Source organism: Clostridium estertheticum (assembly GCF_018861295.1).
In the GTDB taxonomy this organism is placed as follows: domain Bacteria; phylum Bacillota; class Clostridia; order Clostridiales; family Clostridiaceae; genus Clostridium_AD; species Clostridium_AD estertheticum_D.
In genome coordinates this window covers 229,611-249,927 of the sequence record NZ_JAHLDM010000003.1, presented here as the reverse complement: position 1 = coordinate 249,927, position 20,317 = coordinate 229,611, and the positions used below count along the sequence as shown (strand labels likewise).

Annotated in this window: 20 protein-coding genes; 18 read left to right on the top strand and 2 right to left on the bottom strand. The window is 29.8% G+C overall.

What is annotated here, in order from left to right; translation table 11 throughout:
- Window positions 1–9 precede the first annotated feature (9 nt).
- Both KPL54_RS05235 and KPL54_RS05230 read right to left on the bottom strand, forming a co-directional pair.
- Complete coding sequence (locus KPL54_RS05235) at window positions 10–1,302, bottom strand: FtsW/RodA/SpoVE family cell cycle protein (RefSeq protein ID WP_216105497.1); 1,293 nt, start codon at window positions 1,300–1,302, stop codon at window positions 10–12.
- Window positions 1,293–1,634, bottom strand: coding sequence for a PadR family transcriptional regulator (locus KPL54_RS05230; RefSeq protein WP_216105495.1), 342 nt, complete (start codon window positions 1,632–1,634; stop codon window positions 1,293–1,295). Before KPL54_RS05230 ends, KPL54_RS05235 begins: the two co-directional genes overlap by 10 nt.
- A 240-nt stretch (window positions 1,635–1,874) precedes the next feature.
- Here KPL54_RS05230 and KPL54_RS05225 point away from each other — a divergent pair, with 240 nt between their 5' ends.
- The 18 genes from KPL54_RS05225 (at window position 1,875) to manZ (ending at window position 20,298) form a co-directional block, all read left to right on the top strand.
- Window positions 1,875–2,246 carry a GntR family transcriptional regulator gene (locus tag KPL54_RS05225; protein WP_071611689.1) on the top strand — a complete coding sequence of 124 codons (372 nt, stop codon included), beginning with the start codon at window positions 1,875–1,877 and terminating at the stop codon, window positions 2,244–2,246.
- A 31-nt stretch (window positions 2,247–2,277) separates the two neighbouring features.
- Window positions 2,278–3,168 (top strand): ABC transporter ATP-binding protein, encoded by an 891-nt coding sequence (locus KPL54_RS05220; protein WP_216105493.1) that lies wholly within the window; start codon window positions 2,278–2,280, stop codon window positions 3,166–3,168.
- Window positions 3,155–4,204, top strand: coding sequence for an ABC transporter permease subunit (locus tag KPL54_RS05215; RefSeq protein ID WP_216105491.1), 1,050 nt, complete (start codon window positions 3,155–3,157; stop codon window positions 4,202–4,204). Before KPL54_RS05220 ends, KPL54_RS05215 begins: the two co-directional genes overlap by 14 nt.
- A gap of 47 nt (window positions 4,205–4,251) precedes the next feature.
- Complete coding sequence (locus KPL54_RS05210) at window positions 4,252–5,349, top strand: ABC transporter permease subunit (protein ID WP_216105489.1); 1,098 nt, start codon at window positions 4,252–4,254, stop codon at window positions 5,347–5,349.
- Between the two features lie 36 nt (window positions 5,350–5,385).
- Complete coding sequence (locus KPL54_RS05205; RefSeq protein ID WP_216105487.1) at window positions 5,386–6,276, top strand: ABC transporter ATP-binding protein; 891 nt, start codon at window positions 5,386–5,388, stop codon at window positions 6,274–6,276.
- Window positions 6,269–7,324 (top strand): ABC transporter permease subunit, encoded by a 1,056-nt coding sequence (locus tag KPL54_RS05200; RefSeq protein WP_216105485.1) that lies wholly within the window; start codon window positions 6,269–6,271, stop codon window positions 7,322–7,324. Before KPL54_RS05205 ends, KPL54_RS05200 begins: the two co-directional genes overlap by 8 nt.
- 26 nt (window positions 7,325–7,350) lie before the next feature.
- A complete protein-coding gene (locus KPL54_RS05195) occupies window positions 7,351–7,716 on the top strand; it encodes a hypothetical protein (RefSeq protein ID WP_216105483.1) in 366 nt (121 codons plus the stop codon).
- A 234-nt stretch (window positions 7,717–7,950) separates the two neighbouring features.
- Window positions 7,951–8,706 carry a DeoR/GlpR family DNA-binding transcription regulator gene (locus KPL54_RS05190; protein WP_216105481.1) on the top strand — a complete coding sequence of 252 codons (756 nt, stop codon included), beginning with the start codon at window positions 7,951–7,953 and terminating at the stop codon, window positions 8,704–8,706.
- 19 nt (window positions 8,707–8,725) lie between these two features.
- The gene (locus KPL54_RS05185; protein WP_216105479.1) at window positions 8,726–9,541 is read left to right on the top strand and encodes a Cof-type HAD-IIB family hydrolase; all 816 of its coding nucleotides are present in this window, start codon (window positions 8,726–8,728) and stop codon (window positions 9,539–9,541) included.
- 146 nt (window positions 9,542–9,687) lie between these two features.
- Window positions 9,688–12,699 (top strand): GH32 C-terminal domain-containing protein, encoded by a 3,012-nt coding sequence (locus KPL54_RS05180; RefSeq protein ID WP_216105477.1) that lies wholly within the window; start codon window positions 9,688–9,690, stop codon window positions 12,697–12,699.
- A gap of 273 nt (window positions 12,700–12,972) precedes the next feature.
- Window positions 12,973–14,319: a sensor histidine kinase gene (locus KPL54_RS05175; protein ID WP_216105475.1), complete on the top strand. Its 1,347-nt coding sequence runs from the start codon at window positions 12,973–12,975 to the stop codon at window positions 14,317–14,319.
- Entirely contained in the window at window positions 14,312–14,983 is a 672-nt protein-coding gene (locus KPL54_RS05170) for a response regulator transcription factor (protein WP_216105472.1), read from the top strand. Before KPL54_RS05175 ends, KPL54_RS05170 begins: the two co-directional genes overlap by 8 nt.
- Window positions 14,973–16,301, top strand: coding sequence for an ABC transporter substrate-binding protein (locus KPL54_RS05165; protein WP_216105470.1), 1,329 nt, complete (start codon window positions 14,973–14,975; stop codon window positions 16,299–16,301). The genes KPL54_RS05170 and KPL54_RS05165 overlap by 11 nt, the downstream gene beginning before the upstream one ends.
- A 21-nt stretch (window positions 16,302–16,322) precedes the next feature.
- A complete protein-coding gene (locus tag KPL54_RS05160; RefSeq protein ID WP_216105468.1) occupies window positions 16,323–17,267 on the top strand; it encodes a sugar ABC transporter substrate-binding protein in 945 nt (314 codons plus the stop codon).
- 356 nt (window positions 17,268–17,623) lie between these two features.
- Entirely contained in the window at window positions 17,624–18,049 is a 426-nt protein-coding gene (locus KPL54_RS05155; protein WP_216105466.1) for a mannose/fructose/sorbose PTS transporter subunit IIA, read from the top strand.
- Between the two features lie 22 nt (window positions 18,050–18,071).
- A complete protein-coding gene (locus tag KPL54_RS05150) occupies window positions 18,072–18,554 on the top strand; it encodes a mannose/fructose/sorbose PTS transporter subunit IIB (protein WP_216105464.1) in 483 nt (160 codons plus the stop codon).
- A gap of 68 nt (window positions 18,555–18,622) precedes the next feature.
- Window positions 18,623–19,390 (top strand): PTS mannose/fructose/sorbose transporter subunit IIC, encoded by a 768-nt coding sequence (locus KPL54_RS05145; RefSeq protein ID WP_216105462.1) that lies wholly within the window; start codon window positions 18,623–18,625, stop codon window positions 19,388–19,390.
- A 14-nt stretch (window positions 19,391–19,404) separates the two neighbouring features.
- Window positions 19,405–20,298 carry a PTS mannose transporter subunit IID gene (gene manZ / locus KPL54_RS05140; protein ID WP_216105460.1) on the top strand — a complete coding sequence of 298 codons (894 nt, stop codon included), beginning with the start codon at window positions 19,405–19,407 and terminating at the stop codon, window positions 20,296–20,298.
- Window positions 20,299–20,317 lie beyond the last annotated feature (19 nt).

The window sequence follows — 20,317 nt, the reverse complement described above, 5'->3', positions numbered from 1 at the left end:
GATATTCAATTAGGCAGATAAACTCCTTCGTCTATATACGCTCATAATGACACCTACAGAAAGCATATTAATAAGACCTAATGAACCACCGTAACTTAAGAATGGGAGTGCGACTCCAACGATTGGGAATAAATTTAAATTCATTAATATATTCGAAACAAATTGTACTATAAATACACTAATGAGTCCGCTTATAAGTAATCTGCCATAACTATTCCTAACATATTTTGAAATGTGTAAAATCCTATATATGAAAGAAATTATTATAGAAATAATAACTGCGGCACCTAGCCAGCCAAAGGTGTGTACTATGAAACTAAACACGTACTCTGATTCCATGGAAGGTAATTCTAACATGGTTCCTGTTGAAGACAAACCGTGTCCAAAAATTCCAGATGTATGAGTTATATTATACATTTGCACACCCATGTATCCACTTCCAGTTGGATCGGAGAATGGATGTAAGAAACTAATAAGTCTAGCTGTTCTATATGGCTGGGATATAAAACAAAATACAGCTGGAATAATATTAAAGGCAATAATGTAAAGAGCATATCTTTTTTTCATATCAGATTTGAGTGCTAAAACTATAAATGTAATAAAATAAATTCCACAGTAGGTTAATCCTTGAACTTCTATCATAAGAATTAATGGAATAAATAAATACCCAATAGCTTTAATTAAATTTATTCCTTTGTTCCAGTCATAGTTGTTGAATATACCTGCCAGAGATATTACAAATACATATAAACTAATAGCTTTAATGTCAACTGAGAAAGAGCCTATACTAATGGATAGGCTTCCATTTATAGGATGTCCTATGAAAAATAATAAGATAAATGACAAACACATTCCTACGAAAATATGTTTTGAATATTTTTCTAATCTTCTATAATCAAAGAAATATAATAGTATGACACCTACAGTACCAATTGCTGAATATAACAAGCTATGATTGAATAAATAATCACTTGGCTTATATGAGTTTTTATATTGTATAAGATACATCAAACCAACACCAGCATTTACAAGTATTATTGTTAAAAGTAATGTAATCCAATCGGGGGTTCCTTTATGTGCTATGTTTAACTGCTTGCCTATAGCTTCCCCGTCGCCCATTCGCTTGATAGCTTCACTAGTTGATTCTACCTCTGATAATCCTTTTTCATTATTTTCATCTACGATATCCTCTATGTGTGATAATAATTCCTCTTTTATTTCTTTGTGAGATCCCTTAAATTTCACATAAGAACATATATTGTCTATATATTCATTAATTTTAGAATTATCTTTTATGCCCATATCACAACCTCCAATAACATATTATCAACAGCTGTTCGGAAAGTAGACCATTCTTCTTCTTTTTCTTTTAAAGATAATTTGCCAGCTTCCATTATCCTATAGTATTTTCTCTTGCGTTTTGAGGAACCCTCGTCCCAATATGATTCTACTAATCCTTTTGCTTCTAATGTATGGAGAATTGGATAAAGAGTCCCTTCCTTCAATGTGAATATACCATTTGATTTTTCCTCCATTTCTTTTATCATTTCATACCCATACATTGGTTTTTTATTAATTAGTTTTAAAATAAGAATTACAGTGCTCCCTTTTAAAAGTTCTTTATTTATTGGCATTTTTAACCTCCTTATACATAGACAATCTATACATAGTTAATCTATGTATAATAATAACATTATTTGATTAAATGTCAATATATACAGTAAAACTTATTATTTGGTATAAATGTTTTTTTTAAGATTAGTTGACATTATAATAATAAAGTTATATATTTATAGTGTACTATAAGTAGTAGTACACATAGTACACACTATACAACTAGTAAAAAAATTAATTGATTGAAAGAAGGTGAGGCCATGATAAATATTGATAGCAGAAGCAGTAAGCCTATTTATGAACAGATTATTGAGAAGGTAAAGGAAAACATAATAAAAGGAATATTAAAACCAGGAGATAAACTGCCTTCTGTACGGGAACTCGCAGCAGCTATAACGGTGAATCCTAATACCATAAGTAAAGCATACATTGAGCTTGAGAGAATGAAGACAATTCAGGTTATAAGGGGAAAAGGAACTTTTGTATCAGAAAATTTTAAACCTGTTATGGATGAAGAAAAAATGAAAGAAATTAAAGAACATATGAAAAAAATAATAATAGAAGCCCATTATATAGGTCTTGATAAGGATACTTTAATAGATATATTAAATGATATTTATAGTGAGTTTTAGCAATTAGAAATTTTAAAATGGGGGGATTACATTGATAGATATAAAAAATATGAGCAAAAAGATAGATGATAAATACATTTTAAAAAATGTAGATTTGCATGTGAATAAGGGGAGCATATTTGGAATAATTGGCGAAAATGGTGCTGGTAAAACTACACTTATTAAATGTTTAACAGGTATTTATAGAGTTAATGAAGGAAGTATTTTAATAGATGGTGAAGAAGTTTTTGATAACGCTAAAATAAAACAGAGGATAGGTTATGTATCAGATGAAAATCAATATTTTTCATCTTTTAAAGTATGCGAGCTCTTAGAATTTTATAAGAGGGCCTACAATGATTTTTCCAAGGAGAGATTTGATGAGCTTAATATAAAATTTAAAATTCCTTTAAATCGAAGAATACGAGAACTTTCTAAAGGAATGAAGATGAGAACAGCTATCCTTTTAAACTTAAGTATAAAACCAGATATCTTAATACTTGACGAGCCAACATCTGGACTTGATCCTGTGATTAAAAAAGAATTAATGTCAATTATTGTGGATGAAGTAGCATCTAGAGATGTAACTGTATTTATTTCATCACATCATTTGGATCATATTGAGAGAATATGTGATAACATCGCGATAATCAAAAATGGCGCCATAAAACTTAAAAGTTCTATGGAAGATGCTAAAAATAGCATGAAAAAACTTCAAGTGATGTTTAAAGATGCAGCTGATATAAATGAGAAATTATCTTCTATTAATGGAGTAATTAAGGTTGAAACTATAGGTAGGGTAAATTATATAATTACTAAAAATTACAGCAAAGATTTTGAGAAAAAACTTTATGATATGGGTGCTGAATTTATAGAAATTGTAGATATGAGTCTTGAGGATATGTTTATATATTTCGTAGGAGAAGAGAATGAAAATGAATAGGATTATAAATAAGGCACTTTTCTATAAGGAATGGGTATATGTAAAATGGATAACTCTTTTAACTATTCTTATAGTTTTATTTAGTAAGGCTAACGAGGTTATAGTAGCATTACATGACAAAGGAATGATTCATCGGCAAGGAGGAGAGAATTATTATTGGTTTAACAATGTAGTTTATACAGAAAATATTGGTATTTTCATAATGGTACTCGTTGTGTTAATATTAGCTGCAATTTTGTTTAGTGGTGAGAAAACCAGCGAAACCCAAGGCTTTATGGCTTCTATGCCATTTACAAGGAAAGAAATAATTTTTAATAAATGGCTTGTTGGAGTGGTAAGTTTACTTATAAGTTTTGCAGTAACGTATATATTTCTAAGCTTATTTTATTTATTAAATATTAAAGGCCTAGATACAACAATAAATCCATATTCCGATATAATTAAGTGGTTTTTTATGAATACATTCCAATATATTTGTATTTTCACTTTTATGATGCTTATTCAGGCAGTTATGGGAAATAGCATAGTATCTAGCATAGTAGGTGGAATAATAGTTATGGTACCGTTATTTATAACTTTAATAGCACAGTATTTAAGCGTAAGAGACTATGGGTATACTCATTATCAATATATGATTTTTTATAAAATAAGTAATTGGTTAAATATTTGTTTTTATAATTTATCTCAGCAGTGCCTAGTTAAAACATCAATAAATAATGTGTATTCTAATATATTTTCTTATTATAGTAATTATAAATTAAAGTTGTTAGTGCTTTTCATGCTAACTTGTTTATTTTTATACTTCGCTTATGTAGCCTATAAAAGGAGAAATATAGAATATAATTTAAGACTAATAGTCTTTAAAAATTTAGAACCTGTATTTATATGGGGCGTTGCTATATGTTCAGGACTTTTGGCTGGAGCTATTTTTGGAAGTGATCGCTTAAGAGAATTTGGAATTTGGTTTGCCATATTCACTACTATAGGATATTTTATATCTAAACTATTAATTAAGGTATTATCGTCAAGGAAATAATTAAAACAAATAAGAGATGGCTATATATTTTGTAGAGGAGGATGGAAATGAATAAGGTTGTAAATAAGGCACTTTTCTATAAGGAATGGATAAATGTACGGTGGGTAACGATTTTAACAATTATTGTACTTTTATTTTATAAAGTTTATGGTGTTATATCATTACTAAATCAAAATAAAATGTATATGAAATACAATAGTGGGATGAGGATTAACAGGTGGTTTAATAATGGACTATATGGTGGGAGGACGACTGACAGTAGTTTTAGTAATGGACTATATGGTGTGAGTAGTTATTATTTTGTAATGATATTTGTTGTCATAATACTTGCTATAATTTTATTTACAGGAGAAAAAACCTCTGAAACAGAGGGGTTTATAGCTTCAATGCCATTTACAAGGAAAGAAATAATTTTTAACAAATGGATTGTTGGAGCTCTAAGTTTATTAATAAGTTTTATAGTGACATATATATTCTTAAGTCTATTTTATGTTGCAAATATTAATGATATTAATACAACATTAAATCCATACTCTGATTTAGTGAAATGGTTTTTTATGGACTCGGTTCAATACATTTGTATTTTTACTTTTATGATTCTGGCACAAACAGTTATGGGAAACATTATAGTTGCAGGGATAGTCGGTGGAATAATCCCCATATTACCATACTTTATAATAAGGGTAGTACGAATCTTAATTACACTACGCTATGGATTTATTCAATATATAGTTATAGGTTTTAATAAAATTGAAGGCTGGTTAAATATTTATAGTTATAATTTGACTTATCAGAATTGGGTTAAAACTGAAACAAATGCTAGTTGGTTTTATTATACAAACTATAAATTAAAGTTATTAGTACTTATTATATTAACTTGCTTATTCTTGTACCTAACATATGTATCTTATAAAAAGGTGAATTTAGAATATAATTCAAGACTAATAGCATTTGAAAACTTAGAACATTTGTTTATAGGGGTGGTTGCTATATGTTCGGGTTTTTTTGGTGGATACATTTTTGGTGTTAGGGGAATTCAGGGAATTGAAAGTCTAAATTCATTTTGGGTATGTTTCGTTGCGTTTGCTATTATAGGTTATTTTATATCAAAGCTTTTACTTAAGGTATTATCGTCAAGGAAATAATAAAAAATATTAGGAATATAAAATGGGGGGATTACATTGATAGATATAAAAAATGTTAGCAAAAAGATAGATGATAAATATATTTTAAAAAATGTAGATTTGCATGTGAATAAAGGGAGTATATTTGGAATAATTGGTGAAAATGGTGCTGGAAAAACTACACTTATTAAATGTTTAACAGGTATTTACAGAGCTAATGAAGGAAGTATTTTAATAGATGGAGAAGAAGTTTTTGATAACGCTAAAATAAAACAGAAGATAGGTTATGTATCAGATGAAAACCAATATTTCTCATCTTTTAAAGTAAAGGAACTCTTAGAATTTTATAAGAGGGCCTACAATGATTTTTCCAAGGAGAGATTTGATGAGCTTAATGTAAAATTTAAAATTCCTTTAAATCGAAGAATACGTGAGCTTTCCAAAGGCATGAAGATGAGAACAGCTATCCTTTTAAACTTAAGTATAAAACCAGATATATTAATACTTGACGAGCCAACATCTGGACTTGATCCTGTGATTAAAAAAGAATTAATGTCAATTATTGTGGATGAAGTAGCATCTAGAAGAGTAACTGTATTTATTTCATCACATCATTTGGATCATATTGAGAGAATATGTGATAGCGTAGCAATAATTAAAGAAGGCGCCATAAAACTTAAAAGTTCTATGGAAGATGCTAAAAATAGCATGAAAAAACTTCAAGTGATGTTTAAAGGTGCAGCTGATATAAATGAGAAGTTATCTTCTATTAATGGAGTAATTAAGGTTGAAACTATAGGTAGGGTAAATTATATAATTACTAAGAATTACACCAAAGATTTTGAGAAAAAACTTTATGATATGGGTGCTGAATTTATAGAAATTGTAGATATGAGTCTTGAGGACATGTTTATATATTTCGTAGAAGAGGAGGATAAAAATGAATAAAATTTTAAATAAGGGACTTCTTTATAAGGAATGGATAAATGTAAGATGGGTAACTCTCTTGACCATTATAACACTTTTATTTTTTAAGGTTTATGGGATTATGACAGCATTAAATCAAGAGAAAATTCATGAGACAAGGCAAGGATGGGTACTACCTAATAGATGGTTCAATAATGGACTTTATAGAGGGGATGATCATTATAGTATATATCTTTTTATAATGGTAATTGTAGTAATAATACTCGCTATAACTTTGTTTATAGGTGAAAAAACAAGTGAAAATCAAGGATTTATAGCTTCTATGCCATTTACAAGGAAGGAGATAATAATCAATAAATGGCTTGTTGGAGTAATAAGTTTGCTTATAAGTTTTGCAGTAACGTATATATTTTTAAGCTTGTTTTATTTTAAAAACATTAGCAGCATTAATACAATATTAAATCCATATTCTGATATAGTTAAATGGTTTTTTATGGACACGTTTCAGTACATCTGCATTTTTACTTTTATGATGTTAATGCAGTCAGTTATGGGAAATAGTATAGTATCTAGTATAGTAGGTGGAATAATACTTGTGGTTCCCTACTTTATAACAATAGTGCTACAGAGTTTAATTGTAAGGTGTTATGGATTTACTCAATACAGATATATGATTTTTAATAAAATTTGTCATTGGTTAAATATTTATGGTTATAATTACACTAATAACAACTATTTAAGTAGTACAGCAATAAATGGAATGTGTAACATCTCTTACACTAATTATAAATCAAAGTTACTAGTACTCTTTCTACTAACTTGTTTATTTTTGTCCTTAGCTAATTTAGCCTATAGAAAAAGAAACATTGAATATAATTTAAGACTAATAGTCTTTAAAAATTTAGAACCTGTCTTTATAGGGGGAGTTGCTATATGTTCAGGGCTTTTGGCTGGAGCTATTTTTGGAAATGATCGTTTAAGAGAATTTGGAATTTACTTTGTCATTTTCACTATTATAGGATATTTTATATCTAAACTATTACTTAAGGTATTATCTTCAAGGAAATGAGTATTTAATTTAAGGAGTGGGTTAGATTGAAAAGAATACCATATATAATTTTGTTGGGTTGTATAATTATTGGAATTTTAATATCTGTTTGTGGTGAAAAAGACGTTAAAAACAATCTCATTATAGGAAATAAAAGTTCCGAAATCATTAGCAATATAGCAATTCAAAGAAATGGTAAAACTGAGATTAGGGGTAGTAATTTGAAGCAGAATCAGCATTGTTATTTTGATATGGGAGTGCAGAAAAATTGTATTTATAAAGTTGAATTTGAAGATAGAAATAACAAAAGTACTCTTAGCAATGAATTTACGTGTAATTTTAATAACCAAGGAATAGTAAATATAAATGTTCTAAAAGACAATGATGGAAAGTGGGAAGTTGTTTTAAATTAGAGGAGTTTAATTGTGAGCATATATAAGATTTATTATACAATGTTGTTTTTATTAAAATAAATATTAAAAATTTAATATAAATGCCATAGTTGTGTTCACATAACTATGGCATTTATAGTTTATAACTATTTAAAGTATTCTAGTATATTAAAATATAAAATTTAAATGCTTACATATACTTAATATATTGACAAAATACTTATATGTACTTATAATTAATTAAGAGGTGATTATATGTATCAAGAAGAGAGGCTTGTAAAAATACTTGAATACTTAGATTATGCAAATAACCTATCTGTTCATGAAATCTGTAAGATGTTTACTATATCAAGGGATACAGCACGGCGAGATATAGTGAAACTTGTAGATAAAGGTACTGTAATTCGTACTCATGGGGGGATTACTCTTCCTGGTTTAATAGATACAATCCGAAATTATAGGCAACGACTTGAAGCTCATTCGGAAGAAAAAAAAGAAATAGCCAAAAGAGCTTTAATGTATATAAATAAAAATGAACATTATTTTTTCGATGTATCTACAACTGTAAGTTACCTAGCAAAAGGGCTAAACAAAGACGTTACGGTATTTACTCACTCTCTTGATAATATTGAGATACTTTCAGAAAACAAACAGGTTTCTGTTCATTGTATTGGTGGGTGTCTTAATAAAAATAATCGCTTTTTTTATGATATAGATTGTAAGAATTCTCTTTCTGGAATTCATTTTGATATCGCTTTTTTAGGTGCAGCTGCCATAACTGTTGATGGGATTTATTATGCCAACAATGAAGATGCGTTTATCAAACAAACTTCTGCACAACAATCTGATAAGGTGATTTTACTAGCTGATTTTCATAAATATGGAAAAACTACTTATTACAAAGGATTGAATTGGGATCAAATAGATATCATTATTTCTGATTGCATGCCGCCACCTTTATATGTGGACATTATTAGAGAGCATAATATTGAGTTAGATATTATAGAATAAGGAGTGTGAAATATAATTTATGAATAAAATTAAAATGATATGTTTAGACATTGATGGGACATTGCTTAATTCACAGCATAAGATTTCACAAAGAACAAATGATATAATCAGAATAGCTACGAGTGTAAAACAAATTCCAGTAATATTGGTGTCTGCAAGAATGCCAAAGGGAATATTGTTTTTGCAAAAGGAACTTAATATAAATGAACCAATTATTTGTTATAGTGGTGCTTTAGTTATAGACGCAAAAGCTAATATTTTATCAAATAGCGGTATAGCAATTTCAGATGTCGTGCTAGCATATAGTTTTGCTAAAGAATTGAATGTGCATATGAGTTTATATAAAGATGATGAATGGTATATTGAAAAGTTAGATGATTGGGCAAAACAAGAGAGTGAAATAACTAATATATCGCCAAATATTACTAGCTTTACTGGCTTGTTTAATGGATGGGAATGTGAAAATTCAGGACCTAATAAAATTTTATGTATGGGAAAGCCTAATGATATAAAATTATTGGATGCAAAAATTAAAAATGCTCACTCAAACGATTTAAATGTATATCCTTCAAAGCCTACGTATCTAGAAATAATGCCAAATAATATTTCAAAAACTTCAGCTATAGAAATTTTAATGAGAAAGTTTAATATACAAAAATCAGAGATAATGGCTATAGGTGATAATTATAATGACATTGATATGATTGAATTTGCAGGTATTGGAGTTGCTATGGGGAATGCTCCAGACAAAGTTAAACAATATGCGGATTACGTAACTTTATCAAACGATAATGATGGTGTAGCCCAGGCTATAAAAAAATTCGTTATATCTTAAGGAAATTATTCTATATTTAAATTTTGTAAAGTACCTAATATTATTAAAAGATGATTGAAAACGTTATCAAATAGTAGTGCAAGCACAGTTATGCGAGGAATTGTTTATACAATTAAGTTTGAGAACTAAATTGGGGGGGATATAAAATGAATAATGGAAAAACAATAAAACTAGTAGTAGTTGTACTTATGATTATGACCACAATAATTATTTCTTCAATAAGAGTGTTAGCAGAGGAAAAAACGTCTACGTCAGATATTTTATACAAGTCATCAATAAGTCAAAAACGCAGTCTGAGTAGTAATAAGGGCGTTAAAACCGATTATTTAGAAAATTATCGTGAACAGTATCATTATTCTCCCGCTAAGGCATGGGCAAATGACCCGAATGGAATGGTTTATTTTAAGGGGGAATATCATTTATTCTATCAATATAATCCAGATGATGTTGTATGGGGACCAATGCATTGGGGACATGCAGTTAGTAAAGATTTAATTCATTGGAAAGAACTTCCAATTGTTTTGTATCCAGATAAAGGCGGAACAATTTACTCAGGATCAGCAGTTGTAGATAAAGATAATACTAGTGGTTTCTTTGATGGAATTAAAGGTGGCGGATTAGTTGCAATCTTTACTCAAGATTATCTAAATGATAAGGGTATAGAAAAACAAAAACAAAGTATCGCATACAGTAAAGATAATGGAAGAACATGGACTAAATATGAAGGAAACCCTGTTATTTCGACAGAAAATGATCCATTAAATAATGGAGCATTTAGGGATCCTAAGGTATTCTATCATAAAGAATCTGGAAAGTGGATGATGGTAGTCGCAGGTGGACCACTACGATTTTTCTCATCAACTGATTTAAAGCATTGGAAACCCGAGGGAACGCAACCAGCAATTCAAACAGAATGTCCAGATTTATTTAAATTAGAAGTAGGAGATAGTGGTAAAAATAAATGGGTATTAAGTGAAGGGGGAAGATATTATCGTGTTGGTGATTTTAAAGAGGTAGATGGTGTATGGAAATTTGTTCCTGATAATGATAAACGTATTGTTATGAATTTTGCTAAAGATTCATATGCAGCTCAAACTTATTCTGGCACAGATAAAAATGGTACACCTGATGGAAGAAGAATTATGATTAACTGGATGAATAATTGGGATTACTGTAATAATATTGCTCCAATAACAAAAACATTTAATGGGCAATTTACTTTGCAAAGCGAATTAAAACTAGTTAATACAGAGGAAGGAATCCGTTTAACTCAACAACCAATTAAAGAATATGAAAAATTACGTAAAGGTGTCAAGAACTTTGAAAATGTTACAATTTCTCAAGATAAGCCTAATATTCTGAATAATTTATCAGGAAGTCAATATGAAATTGTTGCAAAGTTTAAACCAGATAAAAAAACAACAGAGTTTGGATTTAAACTACGTGTTGGTGCAGGTCAAGAAACAATAGTTAAATATAATACTCAAACTCAAGAAGTAACAATTGATCGTTCAAAATCTGGAAAAGCACCAAGTAATTCAAGTGCTTTCTTAGAATCATATAGTAGTAAGGTAAATAAAACAAAAGATGGTAAAATTCAATTGAATATCTTTGTAGATTCATCATCTGTAGAATTATATGGAAATAATGGTGAGGTATGTGGTGCAACTCAAATTTTCCCTAATCGTTCTAGTGAAGGAATAGAAGTATACTCACTTGGAGGAAAAACAAAAGCTACAATTAAATATTACCCATTAAGGGGTATTTGGAATAATGATATTAAGGGAAAGAGCTCTGTTTTAGTATCATTAAGTGAAGAAGAACTAGAAAAGACTGTAGGTGATGAATTTTCTATTTATACAACTACGATTCCTACAAGAGCATCTCAAGGTGTTACATGGAAATTTTCAAATCCTGAGGTTTTAGAAATTGTAAGTCAAGATGATACACAGACTACATTTAAAACAAAAAAAGTAGGAAGTACAACTTTAACTGCTACTTCTAAAGATGCAAAGGCCCAAAAAACAGCTAACTTAAATGTTTACGGTAAGGATACAAGTGATATTATTAAAGATTTAACTAATTTTAGTACTACTGGATCTTGGTATGTTAAGAAGGGTGCTTATGTAGGAAACAATGAAGGTGATGGATTCACAGTAGCAGAACAAACAAATGCTGATCAAAAATCAACGTATACTTTAGAGGCTGAAGCTAAGCTTATAGACATAGGTAGTACTGCTGGGATTGTATTAGTATCACAAAATGAAGATCCTAAAAAAGGATCTATTATAGCAAATATCAGTAAAAATGGTAATTATAGGGTGTTTGTGTTTACAGGAGAATTTGATGATAATGGTAATCCAAAAGTTAAGGATTTGATAGAAGGTACAGTTCCAAAAACAGAAGATAACAAGTACAATTTAAAAGTAGAATTAAAAGGAAACCATATTAGTTATTGGATTAATGGTGAATTAGTATGTGATACTAATCAAGATTATTATAAAAAAGGACGCTTTGGATTAAATGTATTTGGTGGAACAACAGAATTTAAAAATGTAAGTTTTAACAGTACTACATCAATTAATTATACAAATGTTGAAGGTTCAGGTTTAACTTTTGACCAATCACCAGGAAATTTACATGCGGCTAATGATAGTTATGTAGTGAATAATGGCAAACAGAAGACTGGTGTGGCGATTTCAGATCAACAAATAGACATTAACAAAAATATATATACTTTAGAAATAGATTCTAAAGTTTTAGGAGATTGGCATGCTGATAATCCAGCAAATGGTGATACTATGGGAATTGTATTATTCTCTCAAAGTGATAATTTATTTAGAGATGGTGGAATTGTGGCTAATGTTAATAAATGGGGTTCGTATAATTTGATTGCACATGTGAAAGACGAGAATGGTAATCTTAAAGAGGTTAACCTTGCAGGCGGTAAGGCTTATGAAGCGCAATATAATAAATATAAGTTAAAAGTAAAATTAGAAGGAAACCGAATTAGTTTCTGGATAAATGGAGAATTAGTGTGTGATAATATACAACAAAATTATTATCAAACAGGAAAGCTTGGATTAATTGTATGGAATGGACCTTCAGAATTTAAAAATGTAATTATTACTAGTGATGAGGTTACTCTATTAAAATAGTCTAGATGGAGTAAAACAGTATGCTAATGCGATAGCTTTTTCTAATGGTTAAATCCTTAAAGGCCACCTAATAAGTTTTATTAGGTGTTTTTTTGTATTAGAAAGAAAATTTAGAATTTTAGATTATATACAGTTAGTCTTTGTGGAAATAACTTATATAAGGTGTTACAATAAAAGTGTAACATTGTAAATCGATGTATAATATTAAAACATTATAAAAGCCACATTAGAAGACTTAATAAAAGGATAAACAATTGTTACGGGGGTAAAATTATGGTGAAAGTAGATAGAAAAAGGTGGGGAAATACGTCTATAACTAGGATTACATTGTTTGTTATAAATTTTTTAATGATTGTATTTATGTCTATAATTAGTTCTAATACAATAGGACTTATATGCGAAAATAGTATGGCAAGGGAATTTATTGAAAAAATCAAATCGGTTCCTACAGTTGCTTGGAAAATGCCTGTATTTACTATGTTGCTTTTATTTATGCTTACTTTAGGTGTCATAGTCAGAGAAATGTTTTTTATGGAGAACCAGTTTGTGCTTTATATTTTTTGTATTTATGATATTTTATTATGTATTTTAATAATGGGTTACCTTAATATGGACTATAAAGGAATATTATTTATAGCAATAGCTAATATAGTTATTTATATTGATGGTAAAAAAAGAAAAAGCGTGTTCATTTTAGCTATAATTATTATTTATATAATACTTGACTATAATATTTTGTCTATTAAAGTTAATATATTTAATATAAATGATTATGCTCAGTACTATACATCATTGCAAAGAATTTATTATTATAGTATTAAAAATATACTTAATTCTACGAATGATATTATTTTTATACTGTTTATGATTCAAGTTATACAAAGTGAGAGGGATGAAAACAAGAAAATTTCTGAGTTATATGGCGAATTGTACAAATCATCTGAAGAATTAAAAGTTATAAATATTCAATTACAAGATTATGCTAGGAAATCTCAAGAAGCAGCTAAAATTAAAGAAAGAAATAGGCTGGCAAGGGAAATACATGACACTATAGGACATACACTTACTGGTATAGCAATTGGTTTAGAAGCATGTATAGAATTATCAGAATTTAACATTAGTAAGATGAAGATTCAGATGTTAAAAATATCAGAGCTTGCAAGAAAAGGTCTTTTGGATGTTCGAAGATCTATGAATGAGCTAAGACCGGATGCACTTGAAAGATTTTCGTTAATTGAAGCAATTTCAAAGTTGTCTGAAGATATAAATGAGTGTACAAATACTAAAGTAAAGATTCAAATTACAGGACAAGCTCCCAAAATGGGCGCGGATGAAGAAGAAACAGTTTATAGAATAGTTCAAGAGGGAATAACAAATGCAGTGAGGCACGGGGCGGCAAGTGAAATTATTGTGGCTTTAAAATTTGCAGAAAATAAGTTGCAAATCAAAATAATGGATGATGGAATAGGAGTTGGTGAAATTAAAGAAGGGTTCGGATTAAGGCATGTTGAGGAAAGGGTAGAAATGCTTGGGGGAAAAGTGCATTTTTGGGGAGTACCATCGGAGGGATTCATTATTTCTGCTTACTTGCCTATAAGGAGGAAAATTAAAAATGATTAAAATATTAATTGCAGAAGACCAAGATATTATTAGCCAAAGTCTAGAGATAATTCTTGGCAATAAGCCTGATTTAAAAGTAGTTGGTGTGGCAGAGGATGGCGAAAAAGCTGTTAGATTGGCTCAAAAACTAATTCCAGATATTATCTTAATGGATATACGTATGCCTGGAATAGATGGAGTAAAATGTATAAAGATTATAAAAAAAGTATTACCACAAATAAAGATTATAGTACTTACAACCTTTGATGATAATGAATATGTGTTTAATGCTTTAAAATATGGGGCAAGTGGCTACCTATTAAAGGGTCTATCTTCTATAGAATTGGTGGGGGCTATTAGAACTGTATTTAATGGAGGGGCTCTTATAAACCCTAATATTGCAATGAAGGTAGTTGAATTTTTCCATGAGGCCGATAAGGTGGATTATAAAATCAATGTAGATGAGTTAGAATTTAATAATTTAAATAAGAATGAGTTAAAAATAATGAAATTAATAGGGAGGGGGATGTCAAACAAGGAAATAGCTTTTGAAACTAATTTTAGTGAGGGTACTGTGAGAAACTATATAAGTAATATTTTAAGTAAACTAAACTTAAGAGATAGGACTCAAATAGCCATATTTGCAATTCAATCTAGATTGGAGCTGAAAAAGATTGAAAATTAGAATAGCAAAAGTAAGTCCTAATAAGATTGTTATATTTCTAATTATAGCAATAATAATGTCTGTTTGTTTTGCTTATTATAAATATACAAATAAAACGGTAGTATTAGAGTTTGGTACATTTGTTGGAAGTATGTATGATGTACCTGATTGGAAATCTTACAAAGCTTTAGATGATGCAATATATGAGTTTGAAAAGGTGAATCCTCATATAAAGGTTAAATATAAAAGTGGTATTTTAAAAACTGATTACTCAGAGCAATTATCTCAAAGAATATTAAAAGGAACTGAACCCGATTTGTTTTGTGTTTTACCTGGTGATTTTAATACTTTTGCATCTATTGGAGAATTGAAGAATCTTAATAATTTAATCAAAAATGATAAAACTTTAGATTTATCTAAGCAATATGGAACTGCAATAAAGTCTGGAAAATATCGAGGTTCTCAATATGCCATTGCAAAGGAAGTTGATCCTGAATTAATGTTTGTAAATAAAACTTTGTTAAAAAAGCAAGGAATAAAGTTACCTAGTGTGGATTGGACCTGGAATGATTTTTACAAAATATGTAATGAAGTGACCATAGATAAAAATAAAGATGGTAAGATAGATCAATTTGGAACTGTAGGATTTGACTGGAAACAAGCTGTTTATACTAATGGTCAGAAGCTTTTTGATGAAAATGGAAATAAAGCAATATTTGATAATGAGGGTGTTAGTGAGGCAATAAAATTTATTATAAAGCTTAACAAGCTAAATCAAAATTATATAGTTAGTCTAAAAGATTTTGATGATGGTAACGTTGCCTTTAAACCTTTTCCATTTTCAACATATAGGGCATATAACGTATACCCATATAAGGTAATCAAATATGGACAATTTGAATGGGAATGCATAAAATTACCTAAAGGACCTGAGGGCGAAAATGCTGGACAGCTTAATAGTTTACTTATGGGAATAGGTTCAAGAACAAAACATGAAAAAGAGGCATGGAAATTTTTGAAATTTTTAACTAATGATAAAGATGTTCAACTGGATGTATTTAAATATTCTCATGGGATGCCCGTTTTAAAAGACGTAGTGGAATCAAAGGAAACTGACAAAGAACTCTCTAAGTATAATTCAAAAGGAAAAAATTTTATTGATAAGAAGATTTTAAGTGAAGTAGTAGAACAATCTATTGTAACTCCAAGTTTTCATAAATATGAGGCAAGTATGGATATTGCCGATAAGGATATATTTCAATTGATTAATAGTGGAGGAGATGTACAAGAGACATTAAGAAAGCTGAACTATAAATTAAATACATATCTTAAGCCTTAGACAAATATTAGGAGGAAGCAAATGTCTAAAAAAATTATTGCAATAGTCTTAATAATTTTCATGATTTTGTTTTTGGGTGTACTCAGCGTATTTATGAGCTTTAATAAAGATTTTCCTTTTGGAGAAAAAAAATTAAAATTTGGTGCAACCTACATGAATATGAATAATGCATATTGCGTTAAACTTAATGAGGGTATAAAAAAGGTTGTTGAGGCTCAAAATGGAAAACTAATTTCACTTGATGCGCAGCTTGAAGTTTCAAAACAAATATCTCAAGTTGATGATCTTATAGCTCAAAAGGTGGATGTTATATTTTTAAATACTGTAGATTGGAAAGGAATAAAGCCAGCATTAATAGCTGCAAAAAAAGCTAAAATACCTGTTATAGTTATTGATTCTCCTGTTTTTGATGATAATTTAGTTGATTGTACGGTGACTTCTGAAAATTATAATGCAGGAGTCTTATGCGCGAAAGATTTAGTAGTGAAGTTAAAGGGGAAAGGAAATGTTGTCATTATTGAACATCCAACTGCAAAATCAGGTATTCAGAGAATTCAAGGCTTTGAGGATATAATAAAGAAATATAGTGGGATTAAGATTGTTGCTAGGAAGACTTCAAATGGTCAGCTAGAACTTGCTATGGAAGTTATGGGTAGTATAATTCAAACCAATAAACACATAGATGCTGTTATGTGTCTTAATGATCCAACAGCCTTAGGTGTTATTGCAGCATTTGAAAACAATAAAATAGATAATAAAGCATATATTTATGGAATTGATGGATCTGATGATGCAATAGCGATGATTGAAAAAGGTAAACTTACAGCAACTGTTGAGCAGTCGCCAGATATGATTGGAAGGATTGCTGCAGATACTGCTTTAAAAAAGTTAAAAGGGATAAAGATTGAAAAATATATAAATGTACCTGTAAAACTAATTAACAAGTCAAATTTGGTGTATCCATAAAGCTATGGGTACATTTTTTTATGAAATTTTATTAGCAAAATAATAATCTGATTTAGAAATCATATAGCCCAGAAAGCCTAAATGATAAATGTAACAACTTAGGTGACAATTGTCATGATTTGAATGACAAAATGTAGGTGAAGTGAATGTAAAATTAGTTCATAATATATTTAAGACATAAATCATTTACATTTAACTGATAACGTTATCACATATGAAGGAACTAGCTTAAGTAATTGATAAAAAACAATTCTTATTGGAACAAAATGTGATTTAAACAATACTATTGTGGAGGGGTGATTGCTCTAGTAATAAGTGTTAAGTAAAAAATTGTATTAGGAAATGGAGGAGTTAACATGGTGGCTATTATTGTTGGAACGCACGGAAGTTTTTCAAAACAAATATTGAGATCAGCTGAAATGATATTTGGCATGCAAGAAAACGTTTCATCAGTTACTTTTGAAACAGGTGAAGGACTTGACGATCTTGTAGAAAAGTATAAAAATGAATCAGAAAAATTGGATTGTAAAGATGGAATACTTTTTTTAGTTGATTTGTTTGGAGGAAGTCCATTTAATGCAGCAAGTAGAATAGTAACAGAAAACGATAACATGGATGTTCTTACTGGTATTAACTTACCAATGCTACTTGAAATTTATGGATCTAGAGGGTTTTCTAATCTTGAAGAGCTAGTGAGTATAGGTAAAAGAGCAGGAGCTGAAGGAATAAAATCATTAAGAGAAGTTTTTTCAGAGCCAGAGGATGATGAAGAATTATTATAATATTTAACAGGAGGAATTAAAAATGGAAATAAACTTTGTGAGGATAGATGACAGATTAATACATGGTCAAGTTGCAAGTATATGGGTAAAAGAAACAAGGTGTAATAAAATATTTGTGTGTAGTGATGAGGTCGCTGAAGACAAATTGAGAAAAACATTACTTTTAAAAGTTGCACCTCCAGGAGTAAAAGCTTATGTATTACCTATTGATAAGGTACTAGAGGTTTACAAAAATCCCAAATATGATTCTTTTAAGGCACTAATATTATGTGTAAAGCCTGGAGATGTTTTAAGACTTATTGAAGGTGGTATGGTTATGAAATCCGTAAATCTTGGAGGAATGTGTTTTAAAACTGGAAGAACACAGATAAGCGGTGCAGTTTCTCTTGGACCTGAAGATATTGATGCCTTAAATAAAATACATGATTTAGGAATTGAACTTGAACTAAGAAAAATTGCAAGTGATTCGAAAGTTGATGTAATGAGTAAAATAAAGGATTTATAAATTTATCGTTGTAAAGGTTTATATAACTAGAAGCTAAAAAGAAACACAATTTAAAAGGAGGGTTATTTATGACTACTATTCAATTTATTTTAGTACTTGTTGTCGCTATGATAACAGGCATGGGAAGTGTGCTTGACAGTATGCAAACACACAGACCCATTATAGCATGTACTTTAATTGGTCTTGTCTTAGGGGATTTACAAAAAGGAATTATTTTAGGTGGTACATTAGAACTTTTAGCTCTAGGTTGGATGAACGTTGGAGCGGCTATGGGACCAGATAGTGCACTTGCTAGTGTTATTGCAACTGTTTTGGTAATAACAGGTAATCAGCCAATTGGGACAGGTATAGCAATTGCAATTCCAATCGCAGCAGCTGGGCAAGTTTTAACGATATTTGTTAGAACTATAACAATATTTTTCCAACATCGTTGTGACAAATATGCTGAAGACGCTAATTTTAGAGCCATAGAAATTGCTCATTTTGGAGCATTGCTATTGCAAGGCCTTCGTATTGCAATCCCAGCGGCACTAGTAGCAGCTGTAGCTGGTACTAGTGGAGTTACTGCTATGCTAGCAGCAATACCTCTACCTATAACAAGAGGATTACAAATTGCTGGTGGAATGATCGTTGTTGTTGGTTATGCTATGGTAATTAACATGATGGAAGCAAAATACTTAATGCCATTCTTCTTAGTTGGTTTTTCAATTGCAGCATTTACGTCATTTACACTTGTTGGATTCGGAATACTTGCTGTTTCAGTAGCTATATTCTATATCCAATTAAATCCAAAATATAGTCAAGTTCAAGTTTATGATGAATTAGATGATTTGTAAAAGGGGGAGATAATATGAGCGAAAGTAATTTAACTAAAAATAACATTGGGAATGACAAAACATTGAAAGCGAAGGAAATATCTAAGGGCGAAAATAGATTAACCAAAGGTGATTTAAAAAGCATGTTTTGGCGTTCATGGTTTATATTAGGATCATTTAACTTTGAAAGAAATCAAAGTATGGGTTTTTGTGTAAGTATGATTCCGGCTATAAAGAGATTTTATACAACTAAAGAAGATCAATCAGCAGCACTAAAAAGACATTTAGAATTTTTTAATACTACTCCATATATGGCTGCACCTATCATGGGTGTTACAGCAGCTATGGAACAAGAAAGAGCTATTGGAGCACCAATCGATGACGCAGCTATTAGTGGTGTAAAGATTGGACTTATAGGACCACTTGCAGGTGTAGGCGACCCTATATTTTGGGGGACATTAAGACCACTTTTCGCAGCATTAGGTGCATCAATTGCAGTTACTGGAAGCATTCTAGGACCATTGCTATTCTTTATACCCTTTAATATTTGTAGAATACTTACATTATGGTTTGGTCTTAAATTTGGATATGAAAAAGGGACAGCGATTGTATCAGAGGCATCTGGTAACACGTTACAGAAAATAACTGAAGGTGCTTCAATAGCGGGACTATTCATAATGGGAGCACTAGTTTGTAAATGGACTAATATTAATGTACCATTAGTAGTATCAAAAATTAAAGGTGCTGATGGTAAAATGGTTGTTACCACTGTTCAAACCATTTTGGATTCTTTAATTCCAGGATTGCTTCCATTATTATTAACTTTTGGTTGCATGAAATTATTAAAGAAAAAAGTTAATCCTATGACAATAATATTTGGAATGTTTGCTGTGGGCATATTAGGTTATATGGGTGGATTCTTAAAATAAATTTGAACTACTAATAAAA